This is a genomic window from Janthinobacterium pasteuri, assembly GCF_051380775.1.
In the GTDB taxonomy this organism is placed as follows: Bacteria; Pseudomonadota; Gammaproteobacteria; order Burkholderiales; family Burkholderiaceae_D; genus Janthinobacterium.
Window position 1 is genome coordinate 177,125 of the sequence record NZ_JBNYXS010000003.1, and the last position, 20,283, is coordinate 197,407.

Below are 20,283 nucleotides of genomic sequence, written 5' to 3' on the forward strand. Positions count from 1 at the left end.
TTTCATTACGAGAAAATACCGGTGCCCAGGCTGCGGCGCGTGCTGGAGCGCGGCGCACTGCGCGTGCTCGGCACTTGCTTGCGCAGGCGGTACAGCAATTCCTTGGTACTGCGCTGCAACATGGTCGGCTCTTCGTCCGGGTCGTCCGAATATTCGGCATCGGCCAGGTCGGCGCTGTGGCGGAAGTCAGGGAACAGTTCGAACAGCGAGCGGTCCCAGCCGTCTTCATTCGCTTGCGCCAGCTCGATGGCCAGCGGCACGATGTCGTTGTCGGACGAGGTCACGCCCGTCACGTACGGTCCCTTGATGACGATCTCACCCGCCACTTCGAGGATTTCCTTCGGCGCCATCGAGAACAAAATGGCGAACGCCGTGGCGCCCCAGTCGGTGGCGGACGCTTCCAGCAGCAGCTCGCGGCGGCGTTCGGCATCATCGGTAGAAAACACCACGCCGTGGATGTGCGCGAACAGCGACTCGGCGATACGTTCCGGATCATCTTCGATCTGGTCATCGCTCCAGGTGGCGGCGATGAAGGCCAGGCTGTCGGCCCAGGCTTTCGGCGGCACCAGCAAGGTGGCGAGCGACATCTTGCCGCCGTCAAAGCCGGCCAGGTGCAGGGCCGTCACTTGCGGCGGGATGGCGCTCAGCACTTCCACCACGGCAAGGTCGCCATACTGGTCGGCCGCGTCGGCAAACGCCTGCTCGGCGTGCCCCAGCGAACCGGACAGCACCAATTCCGTGACCTGCTTGGTCAGCGCGGGCAGGTTGCTTTTTTGTTCATCCTTGTTATCGGCCATGGTCATCTCCATCCTGGTCAAACATCTGGGCGAAATCGTCGGTGGCTTCGTCTTCGTCGTGCTCGTCGTCGCCGTCGTCATTGGCGGCCAGCTGGTCGAGCGACTGGTCGTCGTCGTCCCACAGGCGCGGATTCTTGTGCAAGAAGGCCGTGATGATGGCCTGGCGCGCCAGGTCGGGGAAGCTCTCTTCGATGGCGGCGTACATCTTCGCCGCTTCCGGCGCGGCGCAGGCAGCCATGGAAAACACGCGGGCCGGGTCGCCAAACTCGTAGTCTTCGCTTTCGGCCAGCAAGCCCTTCGGGTCGCTGAAGGTGATGTGGTCGACCAGCGCGAAGGCCAGCATGTTCACGTCTTCGATGCCGCCGCCGCTGGCGTACTCGCTCACCAGCGCATCGACCATGCTTTTGTAGTTCTTGCGGTTCGGCGGGTCGCCGAGGATGCCATCGATCTGGCCTTCCAGTTCGCGCGACTGGTACGCGAATTCAGGGTGTACTCTTCTCATGCTGTGCTTTCCAATGTGATGCGCGGCACTTTTACTTAAAAGCAAAAGCACCATTGTTGTTGTTTTTTCAAATCATTCAGGCTATACCGCGTCTCACAGAACCGTAGCGAGCGGCAGTGAATTGTGGCTAAGAAGCGCAACCGTACTTTAGTACGGTGAGCATCGCAGGCCGCAAGTCACGACGCGCAGTAGGTTATGTGAGGCGCTCTCAGTCGGCAGGTAATACGGTGCCGTGAAGGCGGAACACGCCGCACCACAAGGCATACGCTTCCGCTTCCGGATCGATGATGATGCGGTGGTTCACGCTCTGGTCGTATTCGGCGCGCTTGGCCGGGTCGGCCAGGATTTCATACGCCTTGGTGACGCTTTTGAAGCGCGCCTCGGCGCCGGGGGCCTGGTTGCGGTCGGGGTGGAAGCGCATGGCCAGCGAACGGTAAACCTTCTTGATTTCATCGTCGCTGGCATTGGGTGCGACACCGAGGACGTTATATAAATTTTCCATAAATGGCTCCGGGGTCACGATTTGTTTGCTAATTAAAGGCAGATTATCCTATAGAACGGCGCCCGCGTCGCTTGCATGCTGGGATATGGGGGCAAATACGTGCTTATAAAGCGCTTGCGGTACGGTAAAATGCTTTTTACTGTCACTCTTCCGCATTGATCAATGAGCAACGATAAACCGAATACCGCCGCGCCAGCGCTGGCGCCCAATTTCTTGCGTAACATCATCGAAGCCGACCTGGCTGCCGGCGCCCACGTGCGTCCCGGCCTGCCCCAGGTGATCACGCGTTTCCCGCCGGAGCCGAACGGCTACCTGCACGTGGGCCACGCCAAGTCGATCTGCGTCAACTTCGGCCTGGCGCGCGATTACGCCGGCCAGTGCAACCTGCGCTTCGACGACACCAATCCGGCCAAGGAAGAACAGGAATACGTCGACACCATCATGGACAGCGTGAAATGGCTGGGCTTTGACTGGGAACCGAAGCATGCCGATGGCCAGAGCCACCTGCACTACGCGAGCGATTACTTCGACCAGCTGTATGCGATGGCCGAATACCTGATCACGGCCGGCTTCGCCTATGTGGACAGCCAGAGCGCCGAAGACATGGCCGCCAACCGGGGCAATTTCGGCCAGGCCGGCAAGAATTCGCCGTTCCGCGAGCGTCCGCGCGACGAATCGCTGGCCCTGTTCCGCGCCATGAAGGCGGGCCAGTTCAAGGATGGCGAGCACATCCTGCGCGCGAAGATGAGCGAAGATGCCATGAGTTCGCCGAACATGAACTTGCGCGATCCGGCCATCTACCGCATCCGCCATGCGCATCATCACCGCACGGGCGACGCCTGGTGCATCTACCCGATGTACGATTACACGCACCCGATCTCGGACGCGCTGGAAAACATCACGCATTCGATCTGCACGCTGGAATTCCAGGACCACCGCCCGTTCTACGACTGGCTGCTGGAAACCCTGTCGGCTGGCGGCTTCTTCCAGCAGCCCGTGCCGCGCCAGTTCGAATTCTCGCGCCTGAACCTGACCTATATCGTCACCAGCAAACGCAAGCTGCGCCAGCTGGTGGAAGAAAAAATCGTCGACGGCTGGGACGACCCGCGCATGCCGACCCTGGTGGGCATGCGCCGCCGCGGCTACACGCCGGAAGCGATTCAACTGATGTGCGAACGCACGGGCGTGACCAAATCCGACGGCTGGATCGACTACAGCGTGCTCGAAGGCTGTTTGCGCGAAGACCTGGACCCGAAGGCGCCGCGCACGGTGGCCGTACTGCGTCCGTTGAAATTGATCATCGACAATTTCCCTGAAAACGACAGCGTGGAATGCACGGCGCCCGTGCATCCGCACTTCCCGGAACGGGGCTTGCGCACCTTCCCCATCTCGCGCGAGCTGTGGATCGAGGAAGATGACTTCATGGAAGTGCCAAATAAAGGCTATTTCCGTCTGTATCCACCGATCGACGACAAGCCGGGCAGCAAGGTTCGTCTGCGCTATGGTTATGTGATCGAATGCACGGGCTACGACAAGGATGCGGACGGCAAGGTCATCGCCGTGCATTGCACCTATTTCCCGGACAGCAAGTCGGGCACAGACGGCAGCGCCAACTACAAGGTCAAGGGCAATATGCACTGGGTCAGCGCGCCGACGGCGATTCCCGCCGAAGTGCGCCTGTACGACCGCCTGTTTACCGACCCGCAGCCGGACGCGGGCGGCAAGGACTTCAAGCTGGCCTTGAATCCGCTGGCCAAGGACGTGGTGCAAGCGTGGCTGGAACCGGGCGCGGAACTGGCCCAGCCGGAACAGCGCTTCCAGTTCGAGCGCCACGGCTATTTTGCGGCCGACCGGGTCGACAGCCAGCCCGGCAAGCCCGTCTTCAACCGCATCGTCACACTGAAAGACAGCTGGCAGCCGGCAAAATAAGGCGCCGCACGATCTACAAAAAAACCGCTGCGGCGGTTTTTTTTCGTTTCCAATAGAAATATTGCCTGTTGACTATATTCACGATAGTTTTGTATATTAAGCAGCTATTGAGCAATTTGCAATGTCGTTAGTGCTTGTGCAACTTGGTACAGCCTCCAGCACACAGGCGGCACCGATTCCTCTTCCTGATGCGGATGGCGATGTCTACTACTGCCGGCAAACACCCTTTATCTGCTGAAAAAAGACCGCTCTGGCTGCTCGGTTTCGTGATGTCGTTGGTGGTGGGCCTGCTGTTCTACACGGCCGCCTCGCTGTCGATCGAAAACGATGCTCGTGAGCTGTTCAACAATCTGGCGCGCAATACCCAGAAAAACATCGCATCGCGCCTCAAGTCGTATGCCAACCTGCTGCGCGGCACGGCCAGCCTGTTCCACGCCAACGAACACGTGAGCCGTGAGCAATTCCAGCGCTTCGTGGCCAACATCGCCTTGCAACAGAACTATCCGGGGGTGATGAATCTCAATTACAGCCGCGAACTCGACGAGTCGCAGCGCCCCGCCTTCGAAGCGACCATGCAGCGCGACCATCCGCCAGGGCGCGATGGCTATCCGGCGCTTGCCATCCATCCGCCCGGGCCGCGCCCCCATTATTCCGTGGTGGTATACCTCGAACCAATTGCCAGCGCCCCGGAGAAGTATGGCTATGACATCGCTTCGCGGCCCCTGATTGCCGAAATGCTGGCGCAGTCGCGCGATTCCGGGCACATCAGTAATTCCGGCGTGCCCGTGCCGATGGAAGGCCGGCCGCAGCTGACGAGCATGGCCATGCGCATGCCCGTGTACCGCTTTGGCATGCCCACCGGCACGGTGGGGCAAAGGCGCGCGGCCTACCAGGGTTCCGTCGGCATCGGCTACGACCTGGTGACGATGATGCGCAGCGCACTGGCCGACATGCCGATACGCAATGTCCGCCTGACCCTGTTCGATATCGGCCCGCAAGCGCGCGAACAGCTGGACTTGCCGCACGACATGCGCCCCATCTTCGACAGCACGACGGCGGGCATGCCTGCACCATGGTGGCTGCCCGGCAACTCGGGGCGGTATCTGAGCAGCACGATGCTGATCGACCACAATGGCCGCGCGTGGCAAGCGCTGTTCAGTGTGCGCAAGAGCGACCTGTACACGCGCTTCGGCGCCTTCTTGCCGTGGCTGGCCCTGCTGACCGGTTTTGCCAGCACCATGCTGCTGTACATGCTGTTTCACACCCTGGCGTCGTCGCGCCGGCGCGCCATCGAGCTGGCGACTGGCATGACGGAGGAATTGCGCGCCAGCCAGATCCGCCTGCAGTTGTCGCACCAGAAACTGCGCCGCCTGGCAGCCCACGCCGACCGGATCAAGGAAGAAGAACGCAAGCGCATCGCGCGCGAAATCCACGACGACCTGGGACAGAACCTGCTGGTGCTGCGCATCGATGCCGACATGCTGGCCTCGCGCACGCAGCGCCGTCACCCGCGCCTGAATGCCCGCGCCCGCTCGACCCTGGAGCAGATCGACGCCACGATTAAAAGCGTGCGGCAGATCATCAACGACTTGCGTCCAACCGTGCTGGACCTGGGCGTGAATGCAGCCGTCGAATGGCAAGTGGCGCAATTTCGCCAGCGCACGGGCATCGCCTGCGAAGTGAGCGAAAGCCATCACGATATTTATTTAAGCGACCAGTGCGCCACGGCCCTGTTCCGCATCCTGCAAGAGTCGCTCAGCAATATTTCCCAGCATGCCAATGCCAGCCGCGTTCGAGTCAAGCTGGAAAAGTGCCGCGATACCGTGTCGATGAGCGTCAGCGACAATGGGGTGGGCGCGGCCATCGACGGACGTAACAAGCTGGGATCATTTGGCCTGGTGGGGATCGAGGAGCGCATCAAGTTACTGGGTGGCACTTTCTACATCGAAAGCAGCCCCGGTGCGGGCATGAGCGTGCATGTCAGCGTACCGCTGGGTGCGGACGCCACCGCGTTTCCCTACCTGGAAGACAGCCGGACCAACACCTGACAGGCAGGCCGCACTGAAGCAAGCTCAGCTTGCATATTTTGTAATTAGATGCAATATTGATGTAGAACAACTCAGCACCTGCCCGCCATGGGTCAGGCATTCCTCGACTACTTGCAAGGAGTACACACCCACCACTCTCCCTTGTTCCACTGTATTTCCCACAACGCTCTTTACCAAAGGACCTTCATGGATACGAACGACAGTTTCAAGGCAATTGCCGATTTGAATTTGGACGCGATCAAAGTCAAGCTGATGCACCGGGAGTCAGGCGAAGGATGGAGCCTGGAGAAGGCCAATGCAGTGGAGTTCGAGTACCGGCGCTTCCTGATCCTGATGAAACAGTTTCCGGAAGAAGAAACGGCGCCACTGATGGACGTCGATACCTTCTGGCATTACCACATCCTCGACACCCTGAAATATGCAGCGGACTGTGAACAGGTCTTCGGCTACTTCCTGCATCACTTCCCGTACATCGGCTTGCGCGGCGAAGACGACGAAGCGGCGCACCAGCGCGTGGGCGAGCGCATGAAGCAGCTGTATGAGCAAACGTTCGGGGAAGATTATATCCGCGCAGAAACGGCGTATTCGGGGCGCGCCGTACAGGCGGCGTATTCAGGACGGGCCGTGCAAACAGCGTTTTCCAGTGCTGCAGTACAGGCGACAGCGTATTCAGGACGGGCTGTACAATCAGCGTTTTCCAGTGCAGCGGTACAGGCGACAGCGTATTCGGGCCGGGCTGTACAATCAGCGTTTTCCAGCGCAGCGGTGCAGGCGACAGCGTATTCGGGCCGCGCCACCGGGGCTGCCACCAGCGCATTTTCCAGCGCGCCCGCCACACTGGCTGCTGCAGTGGTCAAGTCGTCCACGACCGGCCTGGAAATGGGGCGTTTCTATGTCGATCGGCCGGTGCTGAACCGTGACCCGCAATAAAACAGCGGAAAACAGATGCGGCTGCCGCACGCGGCAAGCCTGACGTACACAGACGGCACCTCTCAGTTTGCCGTCTGTCAGGCGCTCTTAGGCAGCCATCAACTCGCGCAGTTCACGAATACTGAAATCGCTGATTTCATGCATGCGGATGAGGATCGTGGCGCCGATCGGCAAGGTGTTGTGACGAATCTTGCTGATGACAGGTGGCGCCACTTCCAGCGCGCGCGACAAGGCGGCATCGTTTTTCAGTTGCAGCTTGTCGATGATCGCATCGAGGACGCGATTCGGGTTGTAGGTAGGCAAAGAGGTAATTTGTTTGAGAGACATGATCAAAAATCCGTACTTGTTGTATTAGTGCACAAAGAAACCGAATGTCTCTTCTGCAATAATTCAGGGTAAACACACTAAAAAGCGCCATCACTTATGCGGCCTTTACGCCACAAACAATATAATACACGCTATTGTTGATTTTTGCGTAACTTAAAGCAAAATTGTGATAATTGAAGAGAATTGACGCACTTGGAATGTGCTAGAGGATAACTCAAATCGGAAAAATTTGCTGCAATTCATCAATTTTTACAATGAGGAACACCGCTGTGCATCAGCCAGACAATCGCCATGAGCACGCTCAGGCGAGCCATGTCTGCGGATAAATGCCAGCCGTGCGCGGCTACGCCGGCCGGGATGGCCAGCAAACAGGTGCCGGAAAAGGCGTCCATGCGGCACCAGGCCAGTTGCCGGCGAATTTCATCGGGCGGCGGCGGTGGCTGCAGCGTATGTTCACGGCCGCGCATGTAGGCGCGCACCTGTTCCTTGCTGGGGTGACTCGCAGTTCGCATGGCTCGCTCCTGCTGACGGGAAACAGCATCGTGCTATTTATACAGCCCGCCACAAATAGCCTGGACGCGTGACGACTTTGCTCAGCATATCGCCAGTTCGCCATGCTGCCCTTGCGTTGCATCAAATGGCCAGGCCCCGGCATTGCGCCGAAGCCCGCACTGCTCCATGCTCCAGCGACCTGGCGGCCGATGGCCAGCTCTTCCTGCTCTTATTTCTTTTGCTGGCGCACGCGCTGTTGCTGTTTTTCCTGCGTTTGCTGACGATTCTGCTTGCGCTCGAACAGGGTGACCGCATCTTTCTTGGCTTGCTCGGCGGTACGCATTTCCTCATGCGCATCGTGCGGAACAAAAAATTCGGCATCCTGCGCCGCCACGACCAGCTTGATGGCGGCATCGTCGTCGAGGTCGTACAGTTCCGTCAGGACGGTGGTGACCTCGTCCAGGTATTCTTCGTAAGTGAGGGTGCTCATGCTGTAGTCCTTAGGTGAATGGCGCACCGCCGCAACGGCGCGCTGCGCGCCGGCCCAGCAAAGTGCGCAGATAACCGACCATTTTACCCGATGCTGGGCGCATCGGCGGACAGCGACTGCAAGGCATCGGCCACACGCGCGTAACGCAGATGCACGCCCAGCTCGCGCTTGAGGCGCGTATTATGCAGGCGGCGCGATTCGGACATGAACGACAGCAGCATCGGCGTGACCACTTGCTGCAGTTCGGCACGCGGCAGGCGCGGCGGGTGCGGCAGGCCGAACGTATCGGCCACGGCATCGAAATAGTCCGCCATCTTGAGTTCACTGTCATCGCTGGCGTGATACACGCGTCCCGGCTTGCCCCGCCACAAGGCCCGTTCGATGATGCGCGCCAGGTCATCGGCATGGATATGGTTGGTATACACATCGTCGCCAGCGGCCAGGGCCGGCGTGCCTTCGCGCAGGCGCTTCAGGGGCAGGCGGTCGTGCGCATAAATGCCGGGCACGCGCAGGATGGCCACGCTGGCGCCGCGGCGCGCGCCCCAGCCACGCAAGACCTGTTCCGCATCGACGCGCCTCTTCGCCCGCGCATTCGCCGGGGCCGTCGGCCGCGTTTCATCGATCCAGGCGCCGGCGCAATCGCCATACACGCCGCTGGTACTCACATACACCATGCGTGCATGCTCGGGTAAAATGGCGACCAGATTGCGCGTGCGCAGGTCCAGCAAGCCAGACGACCGGGGCGGCGCCAGGTGCACGATCATCGGCGCCAGTCCCGCCAGCCGTTTCAGGCTGGCGCGGTCGTCGAGGTTGGCCACGATGGGCACGGCACCGGCCGCCCGCAGCTGCGCGCAGCGCGCCGGCTGGCTGGTGACGGCAAAGACGCGAAAGCGCGCACGCAGCAGGGGCAGCAGGCGCATGCCGACGTCGCCACAGCCCAGGATCAGCAGGCGCGGCAAGCCCACCGGTTTGCGCAAAGAGTGCATTAACATATTTTTCATCTCAAGGATTGTATGACTTTTCAAGTTACTGTTCAGCCCAGCGGCCACCAATTCAGCTGCGAAGCGGACGAAACCGTGCTGGCGGCGGCGATACGCGCCGGCGTGGGCTTGCCGTATGGCTGTAAAAATGGCGCCTGCGGTTCCTGCAAGGGCAAAGTGGTTTCCGGCACTGTCCAGCACAAGGCGCACCAGCAGCGCGCCCTGACGCCGGAAGAGGAAGCAGCGGGCTTTTCCCTGTTCTGCTGCGCCACCACGGACGCCGACCTCGTCATCGAAGCGCGCGAAGTGGCGGGCAGCAGCGACTACCCGATCAAGAAAATGCCGTCGCGCGTGACCACAATTGAAAAGGTCGCGCCCGATGTCGTCGTGCTGACCCTGCAATTGCCAGCCAGCGAGCGCCTCAACTACCGCGCCGGACAGTATATCGAAATCATGCTGCGCGACAACAAGCGCCGCAGCTACAGCATGGCCAGCGCGCCCGCCGATGGCGGCCCCGTGCCCCTGCACATTCGCCACCTGCCGGGCGGCCTGTTCACCGACCAGGTCTTTGGCAGCATGAAAGAGCGCGATATTCTGCGCTTCGAAGGCCCGATGGGCACCTTCTTCCTGCGCGAAGATTCCGACAAGCCGGTCGTGCTGCTGGCCTCGGGCACCGGCTTTGCCCCCTTGAAAGCCATCGTCGAACACATGATCAACGAGCAATCCCCGCGCCCGATCACCCTGTACTGGGGCGGCCGCCGCCCACACGACCTGTACATGGACGCATTGTGCCGCCAGTGGGCAGCCGACTTGCCACAGCTCACCTATGTGCCCGTCGTGTCGGACGCCTTGCCGGAAGACGCCTGGAGCGGCCGCACGGGCTTCGTGCACCAGGCCGTCATGGCCGACTTGCCAGATATGTCCGCTTATCAAGTGTATGCCTGCGGCGCGCCCGTAGTGGTCGATGCGGCCCACCGCGATTTCGTGCAATTGTGCCAGTTGCCAGCCGACGAGTTTTACGCCGACGCCTTCACTACGGAAGCCGACCTGGCCAAGTAAGTGTCACCGTCCAGACAGCGGGGCGCGGCTGGCGCGGCGCCCGCTGCGCCACCGCTCCACCCTGCTGTTTCCTGGAATATGCATGTCTCTCGCCATCCTGCGTCACCGCAACTTCGCCTTTTACCTTTCCGCCCGCGTGCTGGGCACGGTGGCCGTGCAGATGCAAAGCGTGGCCATCGGCTGGCAGGTGTACCAGCTTACGGGCAGCCTGTTCGACCTGGGCCTGATCGGGCTGGCACAGTTCGCCCCCTTCCTCGTGCTGATCCTGCCGGCCGGCCACGTCGCCGACCGCTATAACCGCCGCAACATCATCGCCTGGTGCCTGGCGGCGCAGCTCGCTTGCGCACTGGCCCTGCTGGCCTTTACGCTGAGTGGACTCTCCATCGTCTGGCCCGTGTTTGCCGTGCTGGTGCTGTTTGGCAGCGCGCGCGCCTTCATGATGCCAGCCACGCAAGCCGTGCTGGTGAACATGGTGCCCACGCAACACTTCAGCCGCGCCGTCGCGCTCAGCTCATCGAGCTCGCACGTGGCCATCATCCTGGGGCCTACCCTGGGCGGCCTGCTGTATTACTTCGGCCCCAAGGTGGTGTATTTGATCTCGTCCGCGCTGCTGGTGGTGTCCGTCTTGCTGATGCGCGCCACCACGCCGGCGCCGCAAGTGGTGAAACGCGAACCCGTCAGCTGGCATACCCTGCTCGAAGGCTTGCGCTTCGTCTGGTCGAAACCCATCGTGCTGGGCGCCATTTCGCTCGACCTGTTTGCCGTGCTGTTCGGCGGCGCCACGGCCCTGCTGCCGGCGCTTGCGCACGACGTGCTGCATATCGGCCCCAGCGGCCTGGGCCTGCTGCGCACGGCGCCCGGTGCCGGCGCCGCCCTGTGCTCGATCGCGCTGGCCATCTTTCCCATCACGCGCCGCGCGGGTGCCTGGATGTTCGGCGGCGTCGCCGTCTTCGGCCTGGGCACCCTGGTGCTGGGCAGCACCAGCTATTTCCCGCTGGCGCTGGCGGCGCTGTTCCTGATGGGCGCCGGCGACATGGTCAGCGTCTACATCCGCCACCTGCTGGTACAGTTCGAGACGCCTGACGAAATCCGCGGCCGGGTCAGCGCCGTGAATGCCGTCTTCATCGGCGCCTCGAACGAGCTGGGCGAATTTGAATCGGGCCTGACGGCCGGCTGGTTCGGCCTGGTGCGCGCCGTGCTCTTCGGCGGCGCCGCCACCCTGGCCGTGACGGGCATCTGGGCCGTGCTATTCCCCGTGCTGTCGCGCATGGATCGCTTCCCCCACCACGAAAAGGAAGCGGCCGCGAGAACGGCCACCGCGAGCGCAAACTAAGCGCTAAGATGCGCTATCGCTACCGACCAACTCGCACCATGAAAATCACGTTTCCCTTGCGCAGCTTCATCCGCAGCCGCCCCCACCTGAGCATGGCCACGGCCATCGGCGTGGCGGCCGGCCTGCTGCTGCCCTCGTCCTGGCAACAGATGACGCGTTTGCTGGCGGCGTGGAATGTCGCCGTCTGGTTCTACCTGGCGACGATGGCCTGGATGATGATGCGCGCCAACCATCACAAGGTGAAGGTGATGGCGGCACGCCAGGATGAGCGGGCCGCCACGGTCCTGTCGGCCCTGTCTGTCGCATCCGTGATGAGCCTGGTGGCCATCGTCTCGCAACTGTCCTCGATGAAAGACATGGCGCCGGACGAACGCGCACTGCATTACGGCTTGACGATCCTCACCCTGGTCGGCTCATGGTTCCTCGTCGGCACCCTGTTCTGCTTTCATTATGCCCACCTGTATTATCAGGCCGAGCCCGCGCTACGTCCCTTGAAATTTCCCGACGACGAGCAAAACCCCGATTACTGGGATTTTTTGTATTTCGCCTTCACCATCGCCGTGGCCGTGCAAACGTCGGACGTTTGCGTACAGACGCGATCGATGCGGCAGATCGTGCTGGGGCAATCCGTGCTGAGCTTTTTCTTCAACCTGGTCGTACTGGGACTGTCCATCAATATCGCCGCCGGCTTGATCAATGGGTAAGCAGCTGGGCAAAAGAATTCCACGGGGAAACTTGACCTGGCTGAAGGGTTAAGCTCATCTTAATCGTGTGCACCCTCTTAAAATACTGGAAAGAGGAGTAAGATAAGTTCCATGCACAGAGGTCATGTGCATGAGGCAACAACCAGGCCGCAGCACGCCTGAGATGGGTTTTTTTTGAATTGACAGGAGTAAGCATATGCAAATCAATATTCATACCGACAGCACCATCGCCAACACCGCTGGACTGAACGAACATGTGCAATCCGTACTTGAAAGCGCACTCAACCGCTTCCGCGACAACCTGACCCGCATCGAAGTCCACATCAGCGACACGAACGGCCCGAAAGGCGGCGCCGACGATATCCGCTGTGTCATGGAAGCACGCGTTGCTGGCTATCAGCCGATTGCCGTGACCGAACAGAACGCCACCGTGCATCAATCCGTAGCCGGCGCTACCGACAAACTCAAACGCGCCATCGATAGTGCCCTGGGCCGCCTGCAAGACAGCAAGCGCCACGCCACCGGCAAAAATGCCGTGATCGATACGGCCGAAGCGGAAGAAACCGCCGAGTAACTCCCCCACTGCAGCATTCTTCAGAGACCAAGGCAGCCGTTCAAGGCTGCCTTTGCACATCCGGCCGGCCTTTCGCGCGCGGCAACAACAATGCCAAAACCACCAATATTCCCGCTTATTGACGCGACAATGAAATAATTGTCGTATTTCACACAGTAAGTGACATCAAGCAAGCCTTTGCCGTTACAGCAAAGGCCGCTTTACGCTATCATGAAGCGACCGGCCCCCTGCTCGCGCGCGCCGGCTTTTTGAAAGTATGATTGTGGAACAGATCGGCAACTTTGGCGCTTCAGGCTGCAACATCGGCGATTTACAGCTATTTTGCGATGCTGCGGACAGCCAGACGGCCGCCATGCTGGCGCCCTGCCCCGTCATGCGCCTCGAAGCCGGCGAAGCCATTGCCGACAGCAAAGGCACCAGTCTGTACATCGTCCTGCGCGGCTCGCTAGCCGTGGCGGCAGACACCCACACGGGCATGGATGATGGCACCGTCAGCAAGGTCTTGCCCGGCGAAAGCGTGGGCGAACAATCGGTGCTCGATGAAGCAAGCAACCTGGCCGCCATTTCCGCGCTGGAAGAAACCGATTTGCTGGTGATCGACGCGGCCGTCGTCTGGGAATTGATCGAGCAATCGAACGGCCTGGCACGCAACCTGCTGCGCTTGCTGTCGTTCCGCATCCGCGCCGCCAATGCCCTGCTGCGCCGGCGCCAGAAATTGGGCGAATTCTACCGCCAGCTGTCGATGGTCGACAGCCTGACGGGCCTGTACAACCGCGCCTGGCTGACCGATTTACTGCCGAACATGATCATCACCGCTCACGCCAGCAGCTCGCCGCTGTCGCTGGTGATGATAGATCTCGACCATTTCAAGCGCTTCAACGACACGCACGGCCACCAGGCGGGCGACCAGGCGCTGCGCATTGCCGCGCAAGTGCTGGGCGCAGCCCTGCGGCCTACGGATTTTGCCGTGCGCTATGGTGGCGAGGAAATGATGGTGATCTTGCCCGACACCAGCGAACACGTGGCTCTGCGGGTCGCCGAGCGCTTGTGCGAGCGCATGCAGCACGCCGTCATCTTCGCCGACATGCGCAGCGCGCTGCCGCACATCACGGGCTCCTTCGGCGTCGCCATGCTGGCGGCGGATCAGGACGACGAAGCGTTGATCGCGGCGGCCGATGCGGCGCTGTATCGCGCCAAAGCATCGGGCCGTAACCGCGTAAGCACCTGATAAAACGCCCATGGCGTCGTTGCAATGCCTCGTCGTACATTCGTACTGCCTTCGGCACTGCGCCTAGCCCTGGACATTTTCTCAGGCGCTTCCGGCGTAATATTGATCAGGCAGCCTTGCTGTCGGCCGGCTTGGCCGCATCATCCTTCTTGCTGCTGTGTGCGGCGATGAAATCCGCATAGCCCTTCTGCACCAGTTCATACGTCTTGTCGATATTGCCGGCGATATCGCCATTCAGCACTTTCAAGCCACCCAAGATATCGCGCGCTTCCTTGAAGCCTTTCTCCATGCCGCCGCTGATGGTATCCATGAACTTGGTCAGGGCCGTATCGTCGTCCATGCCCGGGTTTTGTTTTTTGAACGCGTCAAAAAAACCCGTCGACAGCGATACGATGCGGCTTGCCGTCGCCTCGGCGCTATTGTCCTGCGAGGCCGCATTCTGGATTGCATCGTCGCCGTACTGGCCCTTCAGCGCTTCATTGATGTTGGTGATGGCCGTCTTGTACAGCAACGCCAGCGGCTCGTTTTCCGAACCGATCGACACATTCAGCGAGGCCTGCATGATGGAGGCGTTCAACTGCAGCTTGCTGCGGTCATTCACGCTCATTTCAGTCCTGGCGCCGTGCTGGACCTTATCGTCCTTGCCGGCAACACCCGTACTGACGGAAGTCACGGAAGGGGAGGAATTGCCGCTTGCGGCGATGGGAATTGACACGATAGACCTCCTTGAACGGGCAATGTATGCCACCATGCGGGAAACGCCATGATGACCATCCTCTCGTGTAGTATCGGCAGGTTTTCAGAAAACTGTAGCCGCGACGCTTTGAGCGGCCCAGATAACCAATTAAGCAACGACCATCAATGACTACCCAGACTTTCCTTTGGCACGACTACGAAACTTTTGGCGTCCAGCCGCGCCGCGACCGCCCGGCCCAGTTCGCCGCCATCCGCACGGATGCCGACCTCAACGAGATCGGCGACCCGATCATGCTGTATTGCCAGCCTGCCAATGATTTCCTGCCCGACCCGCAATCGTGCCTGATCACGGGCATCACACCGCAGCAATGCTTGCAGCTGGGCGTGCCCGAGCACCAGTTCGCCGCCACCATCGAAGCGGCCTTTTCGGAACCGGGCACCATCGGCGTGGGTTACAACACCATCCGTTTCGACGATGAAGTCACGCGTTTCCTGTTCTGGCGCAACCTGATCGACCCGTATGCGCGCGAATGGAAGAACCATTGCGGCCGCTGGGACATCCTCGACGTGGTGCGCATGACGCACGCGCTGCGCCCGGACGGCATTCAATGGCCGAAGCGCGACGATGGCCAGACCAGTTTCAAGCTGGAACACTTGAGCAAAGAAAACGGCCTGGCCCACGAAGCGGCGCACGATGCGCTGTCCGACGTGCGCGCCACCATCGCCCTGGCGCGCCTGATCAAGCAGAAACAGCCGAAACTGTTCGAATTTTGCCTGGCGCTACACAAGAAGGACAGGGTCGCCAGCGAGATGGGCATGCACCTGGCCGCCAGCGAGCGCCAGCCCTTCCTGCACGTGTCCGGCATGTTCCCCGCCGAACGGGGCTGCCTGGGCATCGTCTGGCCGCTGGCCACGCACCCGAGCAACAAGAATGAGATCCTGGTCTGGGATTGCGCCTACGACCCGCGCGAACTGTTCAGCCTGGACGCCGACACCATCCGCACGCGATTATTTACGCGCAAGGAGGCCATGCCGGAAGGCATGACGCGCCTGCCCGTGAAAAGCGTGCACCTGAACAAGTCGCCCATGCTGGTCGGCAATCTGAAAACCCTGTCGCCGGCCATGGCCGCGCAATGGGGCATCGACTTGGATGCCGCGAAAATCAACGCGCAGCTGGCTGCCACGGCGCCGAACATGGAGGCGATCTGGGCCGAAGTGTTCCAGCGCCCGGGCGCGCATGTCGCGCTGGATGTGGATGAGGATTTGTACAACGGTTTCGTCAGCAACGACGACCGCCGCCTGCTCGAATCGCTGCGCCGCGACACGCCGGCCAAGCTGGCCACGGCGCGCCCCTCGTTTGCCGACGAACGCTTGCAGGAATTGCTGTTCCGCTACCGCGCCCGCAATTTCCCGCAAACCCTGAGCGAAGCGGAAAACCTGCGCTGGGAACAGCACCGCGCCGCCCGCCTGTTCGACGGCGACGGCGGCGCCCGCACCATCGAGATGCTGTTTACGGAAATCGACGTGCTGTCGGAATCAGTCGATGAACGGGGAGAAGAGATATTGGGCGAGCTGTACGATTACGCAGAGATGGTGGCACCCATGCGCGACTGAAACCCTAATGCAGAGAGACTGGGGTCCGACCCTGAGGGACTCGGCGTCCCCGTCCGACCCCGGCATTTAAGGTGTTGGGTTGTTATACAGAACGATGCGCATTGATCGCGTCGCGCGTCTCGATCGCCACGCGGCGCGCCGCATCGGCGAAGTCTTCGCCCGCTTGCGGCGTGGCATAGATGATGGCGCGCGAAGAGCTGATCATCATGCCCATGCCGTTCGCCGTCTGGCCCGCGCCGACGGTGGCGGCGATGTCACCGCCCTGGGCGCCGATGCCGGGCACCAGCAGCGGCATGTCGCCCACGATGGCGCGTACTTGCGCCAGTTCTTCAGGGAAGGTGGCGCCGACGACGAGCGCGCACTGGCCGTTCTTGTTCCATTTCTCGGCCACCAGGCGCGCCACGCGCTGGTACAGGGGCACGCCGTCCGTGTCGAGGAATTGCAGGTCCGAGCCGCCCGGATTCGAGGTGCGGCACAGAATGATCACGCCACGGTCTTGCCACGCCAGGTAGGGGTCGAGCGAATCCTCGCCCATGTACGGGTTCACGGTGACGGCATCGGCGCCGTAGCGCTCGAACGCTTCGCGCGCGTATTGCGTGGCCGTGGCGCCGATGTCGCCCCGTTTCGCGTCGAGGATCAGGGGGATATGCGGGTAATTCTCGCGCACGTAGCGGCAGATGTCTTCCAGCTGTTTTTCCGCGCCCAGCGCGCCGAAATACGCGATCTGCGGCTTGAAGGCGCAGGCCAGGTCGGCCGTGGCGTCGATGATGCGCGTGCAAAAGGTGGTGATTCCATCGGGTAAGTCGCGCAATTCGGCCGGCAGTTTCGCCAGGTCGGGGTCCAGTCCCACGCACAGCAGGGAATTATTGGCCGTCCACGCGGCGGATAATTTATTGATGAAATTCACGGCACACCTTCTCTATATTCAGTTGCAAACCCCGTATTGTAACGCGGCGCAGGGTTGCCACGGCGCGCCAAAGCAGCCATGGGCGACGGCCTGCGCTTATTAAACCGACATTGCGGGCCGTTTCAGGTATATTTGCCTCATCCCTTTTACTCTGCACGGAACCTATCATGCAAATCACCAATCGATTCACCAAATGGCTGCGCCTGGCGCTGAGCGTCACCGTCCTGGCCGGCATCCTGACGGGCTGCGGCTACAACGACTTCCAGAGCAAGGACGAAGCCACCAAGGCCGCCTGGGGCGAAGTGGTCAACCAGTACCAGCGCCGCGCCGACCTGATCCCCAACCTGGTCAATACCGTCAAGGGCTATGCCACGCACGAGCGCGAAACGCTGGAAGCGGTGACCAAGGCGCGCGCCGCCGCCACCAGTTTCCAGATCACGCCCGAAGTGCTGAACGACCCGGCCGCCTTCGAGAAATTCCAGCAAGTGCAGGGGCAGCTGTCGTCCGCCCTGTCGCGTTTGATGGTGGTGTCCGAGAAATACCCGGACCTGAAAGCCGACACGAGTTTTCGCGACTTGCAGTCGCAGCTGGAAGGCACGGAAAACCGCATCACCGTGGCGCGCCAGCGTTACATCGTCGCCGTGCAGGATTACAACGTGCATGCGCGCAGCTTCCCGAACAATCTGACGGCCATGGTCTTCGGCTACAAGGTCAAGCCGTCGTTCACGGTGGAAAACGAAAAAGCCATTTCGACCGCGCCAACCGTCAACTTCGGCAAATAAGATGAAAGCCTGGTCTTCTCTGGCGGCGCTGGCGACGGCGCTGCTGCTGTGCACCAGCCTGCCCGCCGGCGCACAGGGCTTGCAAGCCGTGCCGCCCCTGGCCGCGCGCGTGACGGACAACGCCGGCATGCTCGACACCAAGCAGAAAGCGGCGCTGGAGGGCGTGCTGGCCGACTACGAAGCCAAGACGGGCAGCCAGATCGCCGTGCTGCTGGTCAAGAGCACGGAACCGGAAGCCATCGAGCAATACAGTATCCGCGTGACGGATGCCTGGAAGCTGGGCCGCAAGGGCGTCGATGACGGCGTGCTGCTGATGGTGGCGAAAGACAATCCGTCATCCTTGCGCCGCCTGCGCATCGAAGCGGGCCGCGGCGTGCAGGGCGTGTTGACGGATGCGCAATCGAAACGCATCCTGCAAGACGTGATCGCCCCGCATTTCAAGCAAAATGACTATTACGGCGGCCTGGTCGCTGGTATTGGCGCGATTGCCACCCTGCTGAACCAGGAGCAATTCCCCGCTCCCGCACAGCAAAAGGCCCCGGCCACCGTGGATGCGGGCGGCCTGACCTTTTGGCTGCCGCTGCTGTTCTTCGGCTTCCTGGTCGTGCTGACCGTGTTCCGCTCGCGCGGCGGACCGACCCGGCTGCAGCGCGGCAGCAACTGGTCCAGCGGCGCCACGGGCGTCGTGCTGGGCAGCATTTTGAGCCAGGCGCTGAACAACCGTGGTGGTGGCGGCTTTGGCGGTGGCGGTGGTTTTGGCGGTGGCGGTGGCGGCGGTGGTTTCGGTGGCGGCGGCGGCGGTTTTGACGGCGGCGGCGCCTCGGGAGATTGGTAATGACGAAACAACTGACATTTGGACAGCGCTGCGGACGCGCCTTGAAGCATTTGCGCGGCACGCCCGCGACGGCGCGCCAGGCCTTTCCCGAACGCACCCTGAAAGCCATCGAAACGACGATTGCCGACGGTGAAGCGATGCACCAGGCGGAAGTGCGCCTGATCGTCGAGGCGGCCCTGACACCGGGCATGGCTTACCAGGGCGTGAGCAACCGCGAGCGGGCGCGCGAACTGTTCGCCCAGTATGGCGTGTGGGATACGGAAGATAACGTTGGCGTGCTGATCTATATCAACCTGGCCGAACACCAGGTCGATATCGTGGCCGACCGCAATGTGGGCCGGCGCGTCACGCCGGAACAGTGGCAAGCAGTGTGCCGTACCATGACGGGAGGCTTCAAGGAGGGTAATTTCCACGACAGTACGCTCGATGCCTTGCTGCAACTGAATACCTTGTTGCAAAGCCACTTCCCCGCCGACGGTACGCGCGGCAACCAGTTGCCGAACGAACCCATCCTCCTCTGATTCCTGCCCAGGGATTAAAATCTGCCCATTGCCGCGCAGGCTGGCAGGCTGGGCAGCGCGGCCCCTATTACCGCCGAGGAGCACACATGAAACTGATCAATCAAACCGCCATCGTCACGGGCGCCACGCAAGGCATCGGGCTGGCCTGCGCCACGCGCCTGATCGCCGAAGGGGCGCAAGTGATGCTGGTCGACATCAAGGAAGAAGGTGCGCAGGCGGCTGCCGCCCTCGGCCCGCAGGCGCGCTTCTTTTGCGCCGACGTCAGCCAGAAGGCGGACGTGGATGCCATGCTGAAGGAAACGCTGGCCCAGTTCGGCCACATCGATATCCTCATCAACAATGCGGGCGTCACGCACGCAGCCGATTTCCTCGATGTCTGCGAAGACGATTTCGACCGCGTCATGCGCATCAACCTGAAATCGATGTTCCTGTGTGGCCAGGCCGTGGCGCGCGAAATGGTCAAGCGCAACAGCGGCTGCATCATCAACATGTCCAGCGTGAATGCAGAACTGGCGATCCCGAACCAGGTGCCGTATGTGGTGTCAAAAGGTGCGATCAACCAGCTGACCAAGGTCATGGCCTTGAATCTCGCCTCGCATGGCGTGCGCGTGAACGGCATCGGGCCGGGCACCATCCTGACGGAACTGGCCAAGCAAGCGGTGCTGTCGAGCCCGCAGGCGCGCCACACGATCCTGTCGCGCACCCCGTTGGGCCGCTGCGGCGAACCGGAAGAAGTGGCCGGCATCGCCGCCTTCCTGGCCAGCGACGACGCCTCCTACATGACGGGCCAGACCATCTATGTCGATGGCGGACGCATGGCGCTCAACTACACGGTGGCCGTGAAGGAGTGAAAGTGAAACAGCATAGTTATATCAAAAAAGAATAATGCATATTTAAAAAGATCATTAGACACATATCGTGCGACGCAGCATAATGCACCTGTCTCCACTATTCTCCTCCAAGAAAATAGTTTTAAGCCCGCTTTCACCAGCGGGCTTTTTTTTTGCTATCACTGCTGAAACATGGCTATTCT

22 protein-coding genes are annotated in these 20,283 nt (G+C 61.2%); 13 read left to right on the forward strand and 9 right to left on the reverse strand.

The genetic code is table 11. The annotated features are described in order from the left end of the window. Positions 1 to 5 precede the first annotated feature (5 nt). The 3 genes from ACQ4WN_RS05110 to ACQ4WN_RS05120 form a co-directional block, all read right to left on the reverse strand. A complete protein-coding gene (locus tag ACQ4WN_RS05110; RefSeq protein ID WP_436550543.1) occupies positions 6 to 797 on the reverse strand; it encodes a hypothetical protein in 792 nt (263 codons plus the stop codon). Next, the gene (locus ACQ4WN_RS05115) at positions 787 to 1,299 is read right to left on the reverse strand and encodes a hypothetical protein (RefSeq protein ID WP_071079095.1); all 513 of its coding nucleotides are present in this window, start codon (positions 1,297 to 1,299) and stop codon (positions 787 to 789) included. Before ACQ4WN_RS05115 ends, ACQ4WN_RS05110 begins: the two co-directional genes overlap by 11 nt. A 208-nt stretch (positions 1,300 to 1,507) precedes the next feature. Beyond that, the gene (locus tag ACQ4WN_RS05120) at positions 1,508 to 1,801 is read right to left on the reverse strand and encodes a DnaJ domain-containing protein (RefSeq protein WP_010395442.1); all 294 of its coding nucleotides are present in this window, start codon (positions 1,799 to 1,801) and stop codon (positions 1,508 to 1,510) included. Between the two features lie 162 nt (positions 1,802 to 1,963). Here ACQ4WN_RS05120 and ACQ4WN_RS05125 point away from each other — a divergent pair, with 162 nt between their 5' ends. The 3 genes from ACQ4WN_RS05125 to ACQ4WN_RS05135 all read left to right on the forward strand — a co-directional run bounded on the left by ACQ4WN_RS05125 (position 1,964) and on the right by ACQ4WN_RS05135 (position 6,708). Continuing rightward, positions 1,964 to 3,730, forward strand: coding sequence for a glutamine--tRNA ligase/YqeY domain fusion protein (locus tag ACQ4WN_RS05125; protein ID WP_436550544.1), 1,767 nt, complete (start codon positions 1,964 to 1,966; stop codon positions 3,728 to 3,730). A 200-nt stretch (positions 3,731 to 3,930) separates the two neighbouring features. Beyond that, positions 3,931 to 5,778, forward strand: a complete 1,848-nt coding sequence (locus ACQ4WN_RS05130; RefSeq protein WP_436550545.1) for a sensor histidine kinase — start codon at positions 3,931 to 3,933, stop codon at positions 5,776 to 5,778. A gap of 186 nt (positions 5,779 to 5,964) precedes the next feature. Continuing rightward, entirely contained in the window at positions 5,965 to 6,708 is a 744-nt protein-coding gene (locus tag ACQ4WN_RS05135) for a glycine-rich domain-containing protein (protein WP_436550546.1), read from the forward strand. 87 nt (positions 6,709 to 6,795) lie between these two features. Here ACQ4WN_RS05135 and ACQ4WN_RS05140 read toward each other — a convergent pair whose 3' ends face one another. From ACQ4WN_RS05140 to ACQ4WN_RS05155, 4 genes are all read right to left on the reverse strand, one after another. Continuing rightward, on the reverse strand, positions 6,796 to 7,035 hold the full coding sequence (locus ACQ4WN_RS05140) for a hypothetical protein (RefSeq protein WP_029496207.1): 240 nt from the start codon (positions 7,033 to 7,035) through the stop codon (positions 6,796 to 6,798). A 242-nt stretch (positions 7,036 to 7,277) separates the two neighbouring features. After that, complete coding sequence (locus tag ACQ4WN_RS05145; protein WP_436550547.1) at positions 7,278 to 7,547, reverse strand: hypothetical protein; 270 nt, start codon at positions 7,545 to 7,547, stop codon at positions 7,278 to 7,280. Between the two features lie 209 nt (positions 7,548 to 7,756). After that, complete coding sequence (locus ACQ4WN_RS05150; protein WP_070257479.1) at positions 7,757 to 8,017, reverse strand: hypothetical protein; 261 nt, start codon at positions 8,015 to 8,017, stop codon at positions 7,757 to 7,759. Between the two features lie 83 nt (positions 8,018 to 8,100). Beyond that, a complete protein-coding gene (locus ACQ4WN_RS05155; protein WP_436550548.1) occupies positions 8,101 to 9,018 on the reverse strand; it encodes an SDR family oxidoreductase in 918 nt (305 codons plus the stop codon). 12 nt (positions 9,019 to 9,030) lie between these two features. Between ACQ4WN_RS05155 and ACQ4WN_RS05160 the strand changes: the two genes are divergently transcribed. From ACQ4WN_RS05160 to ACQ4WN_RS05180, 5 genes are all read left to right on the forward strand, one after another. Continuing rightward, a complete protein-coding gene (locus tag ACQ4WN_RS05160; RefSeq protein WP_436550549.1) occupies positions 9,031 to 10,056 on the forward strand; it encodes a CDP-6-deoxy-delta-3,4-glucoseen reductase in 1,026 nt (341 codons plus the stop codon). An 82-nt stretch (positions 10,057 to 10,138) separates the two neighbouring features. Further along, the gene (locus ACQ4WN_RS05165; protein ID WP_436550550.1) at positions 10,139 to 11,389 is read left to right on the forward strand and encodes an MFS transporter; all 1,251 of its coding nucleotides are present in this window, start codon (positions 10,139 to 10,141) and stop codon (positions 11,387 to 11,389) included. A 38-nt stretch (positions 11,390 to 11,427) separates the two neighbouring features. Continuing rightward, a complete protein-coding gene (locus ACQ4WN_RS05170) occupies positions 11,428 to 12,093 on the forward strand; it encodes a DUF1345 domain-containing protein (RefSeq protein WP_436550551.1) in 666 nt (221 codons plus the stop codon). Between the two features lie 196 nt (positions 12,094 to 12,289). Next, on the forward strand, positions 12,290 to 12,667 hold the full coding sequence (locus tag ACQ4WN_RS05175) for an HPF/RaiA family ribosome-associated protein (protein WP_034781728.1): 378 nt from the start codon (positions 12,290 to 12,292) through the stop codon (positions 12,665 to 12,667). 262 nt (positions 12,668 to 12,929) lie between these two features. Beyond that, positions 12,930 to 13,895 carry a GGDEF domain-containing protein gene (locus ACQ4WN_RS05180; RefSeq protein ID WP_436550643.1) on the forward strand — a complete coding sequence of 322 codons (966 nt, stop codon included), beginning with the start codon at positions 12,930 to 12,932 and terminating at the stop codon, positions 13,893 to 13,895. A gap of 106 nt (positions 13,896 to 14,001) precedes the next feature. On the opposite strand, the gene ACQ4WN_RS05185 is transcribed toward ACQ4WN_RS05180, so the two are convergent. Beyond that, complete coding sequence (locus ACQ4WN_RS05185) at positions 14,002 to 14,610, reverse strand: DUF5610 domain-containing protein (protein WP_436550552.1); 609 nt, start codon at positions 14,608 to 14,610, stop codon at positions 14,002 to 14,004. A gap of 146 nt (positions 14,611 to 14,756) precedes the next feature. On the opposite strand from ACQ4WN_RS05185, the gene sbcB reads away from it, so the two are divergent. Further along, on the forward strand, positions 14,757 to 16,205 hold the full coding sequence (gene sbcB, locus ACQ4WN_RS05190) for an exodeoxyribonuclease I (RefSeq protein WP_436550553.1): 1,449 nt from the start codon (positions 14,757 to 14,759) through the stop codon (positions 16,203 to 16,205). An 82-nt stretch (positions 16,206 to 16,287) separates the two neighbouring features. On the opposite strand, the gene pyrF is transcribed toward sbcB, so the two are convergent. Then, on the reverse strand, positions 16,288 to 17,112 hold the full coding sequence (gene pyrF / locus ACQ4WN_RS05195; RefSeq protein WP_436550554.1) for an orotidine-5'-phosphate decarboxylase: 825 nt from the start codon (positions 17,110 to 17,112) through the stop codon (positions 16,288 to 16,290). Between the two features lie 167 nt (positions 17,113 to 17,279). On the opposite strand from pyrF, the gene ACQ4WN_RS05200 reads away from it, so the two are divergent. From ACQ4WN_RS05200 to ACQ4WN_RS05215, 4 genes are all read left to right on the forward strand, one after another. Further along, a complete protein-coding gene (locus tag ACQ4WN_RS05200) occupies positions 17,280 to 17,894 on the forward strand; it encodes a LemA family protein (protein ID WP_436550555.1) in 615 nt (204 codons plus the stop codon). Position 17,895: 1 nt separating this feature from the next. Then, on the forward strand, positions 17,896 to 18,729 hold the full coding sequence (locus ACQ4WN_RS05205) for a TPM domain-containing protein (RefSeq protein ID WP_436550556.1): 834 nt from the start codon (positions 17,896 to 17,898) through the stop codon (positions 18,727 to 18,729). After that, on the forward strand, positions 18,729 to 19,250 hold the full coding sequence (locus tag ACQ4WN_RS05210; RefSeq protein ID WP_436550557.1) for a TPM domain-containing protein: 522 nt from the start codon (positions 18,729 to 18,731) through the stop codon (positions 19,248 to 19,250). Before ACQ4WN_RS05205 ends, ACQ4WN_RS05210 begins: the two co-directional genes overlap by 1 nt. 86 nt (positions 19,251 to 19,336) lie before the next feature. Then, a complete protein-coding gene (locus ACQ4WN_RS05215; RefSeq protein WP_436550558.1) occupies positions 19,337 to 20,101 on the forward strand; it encodes an SDR family NAD(P)-dependent oxidoreductase in 765 nt (254 codons plus the stop codon). Positions 20,102 to 20,283 lie beyond the last annotated feature (182 nt).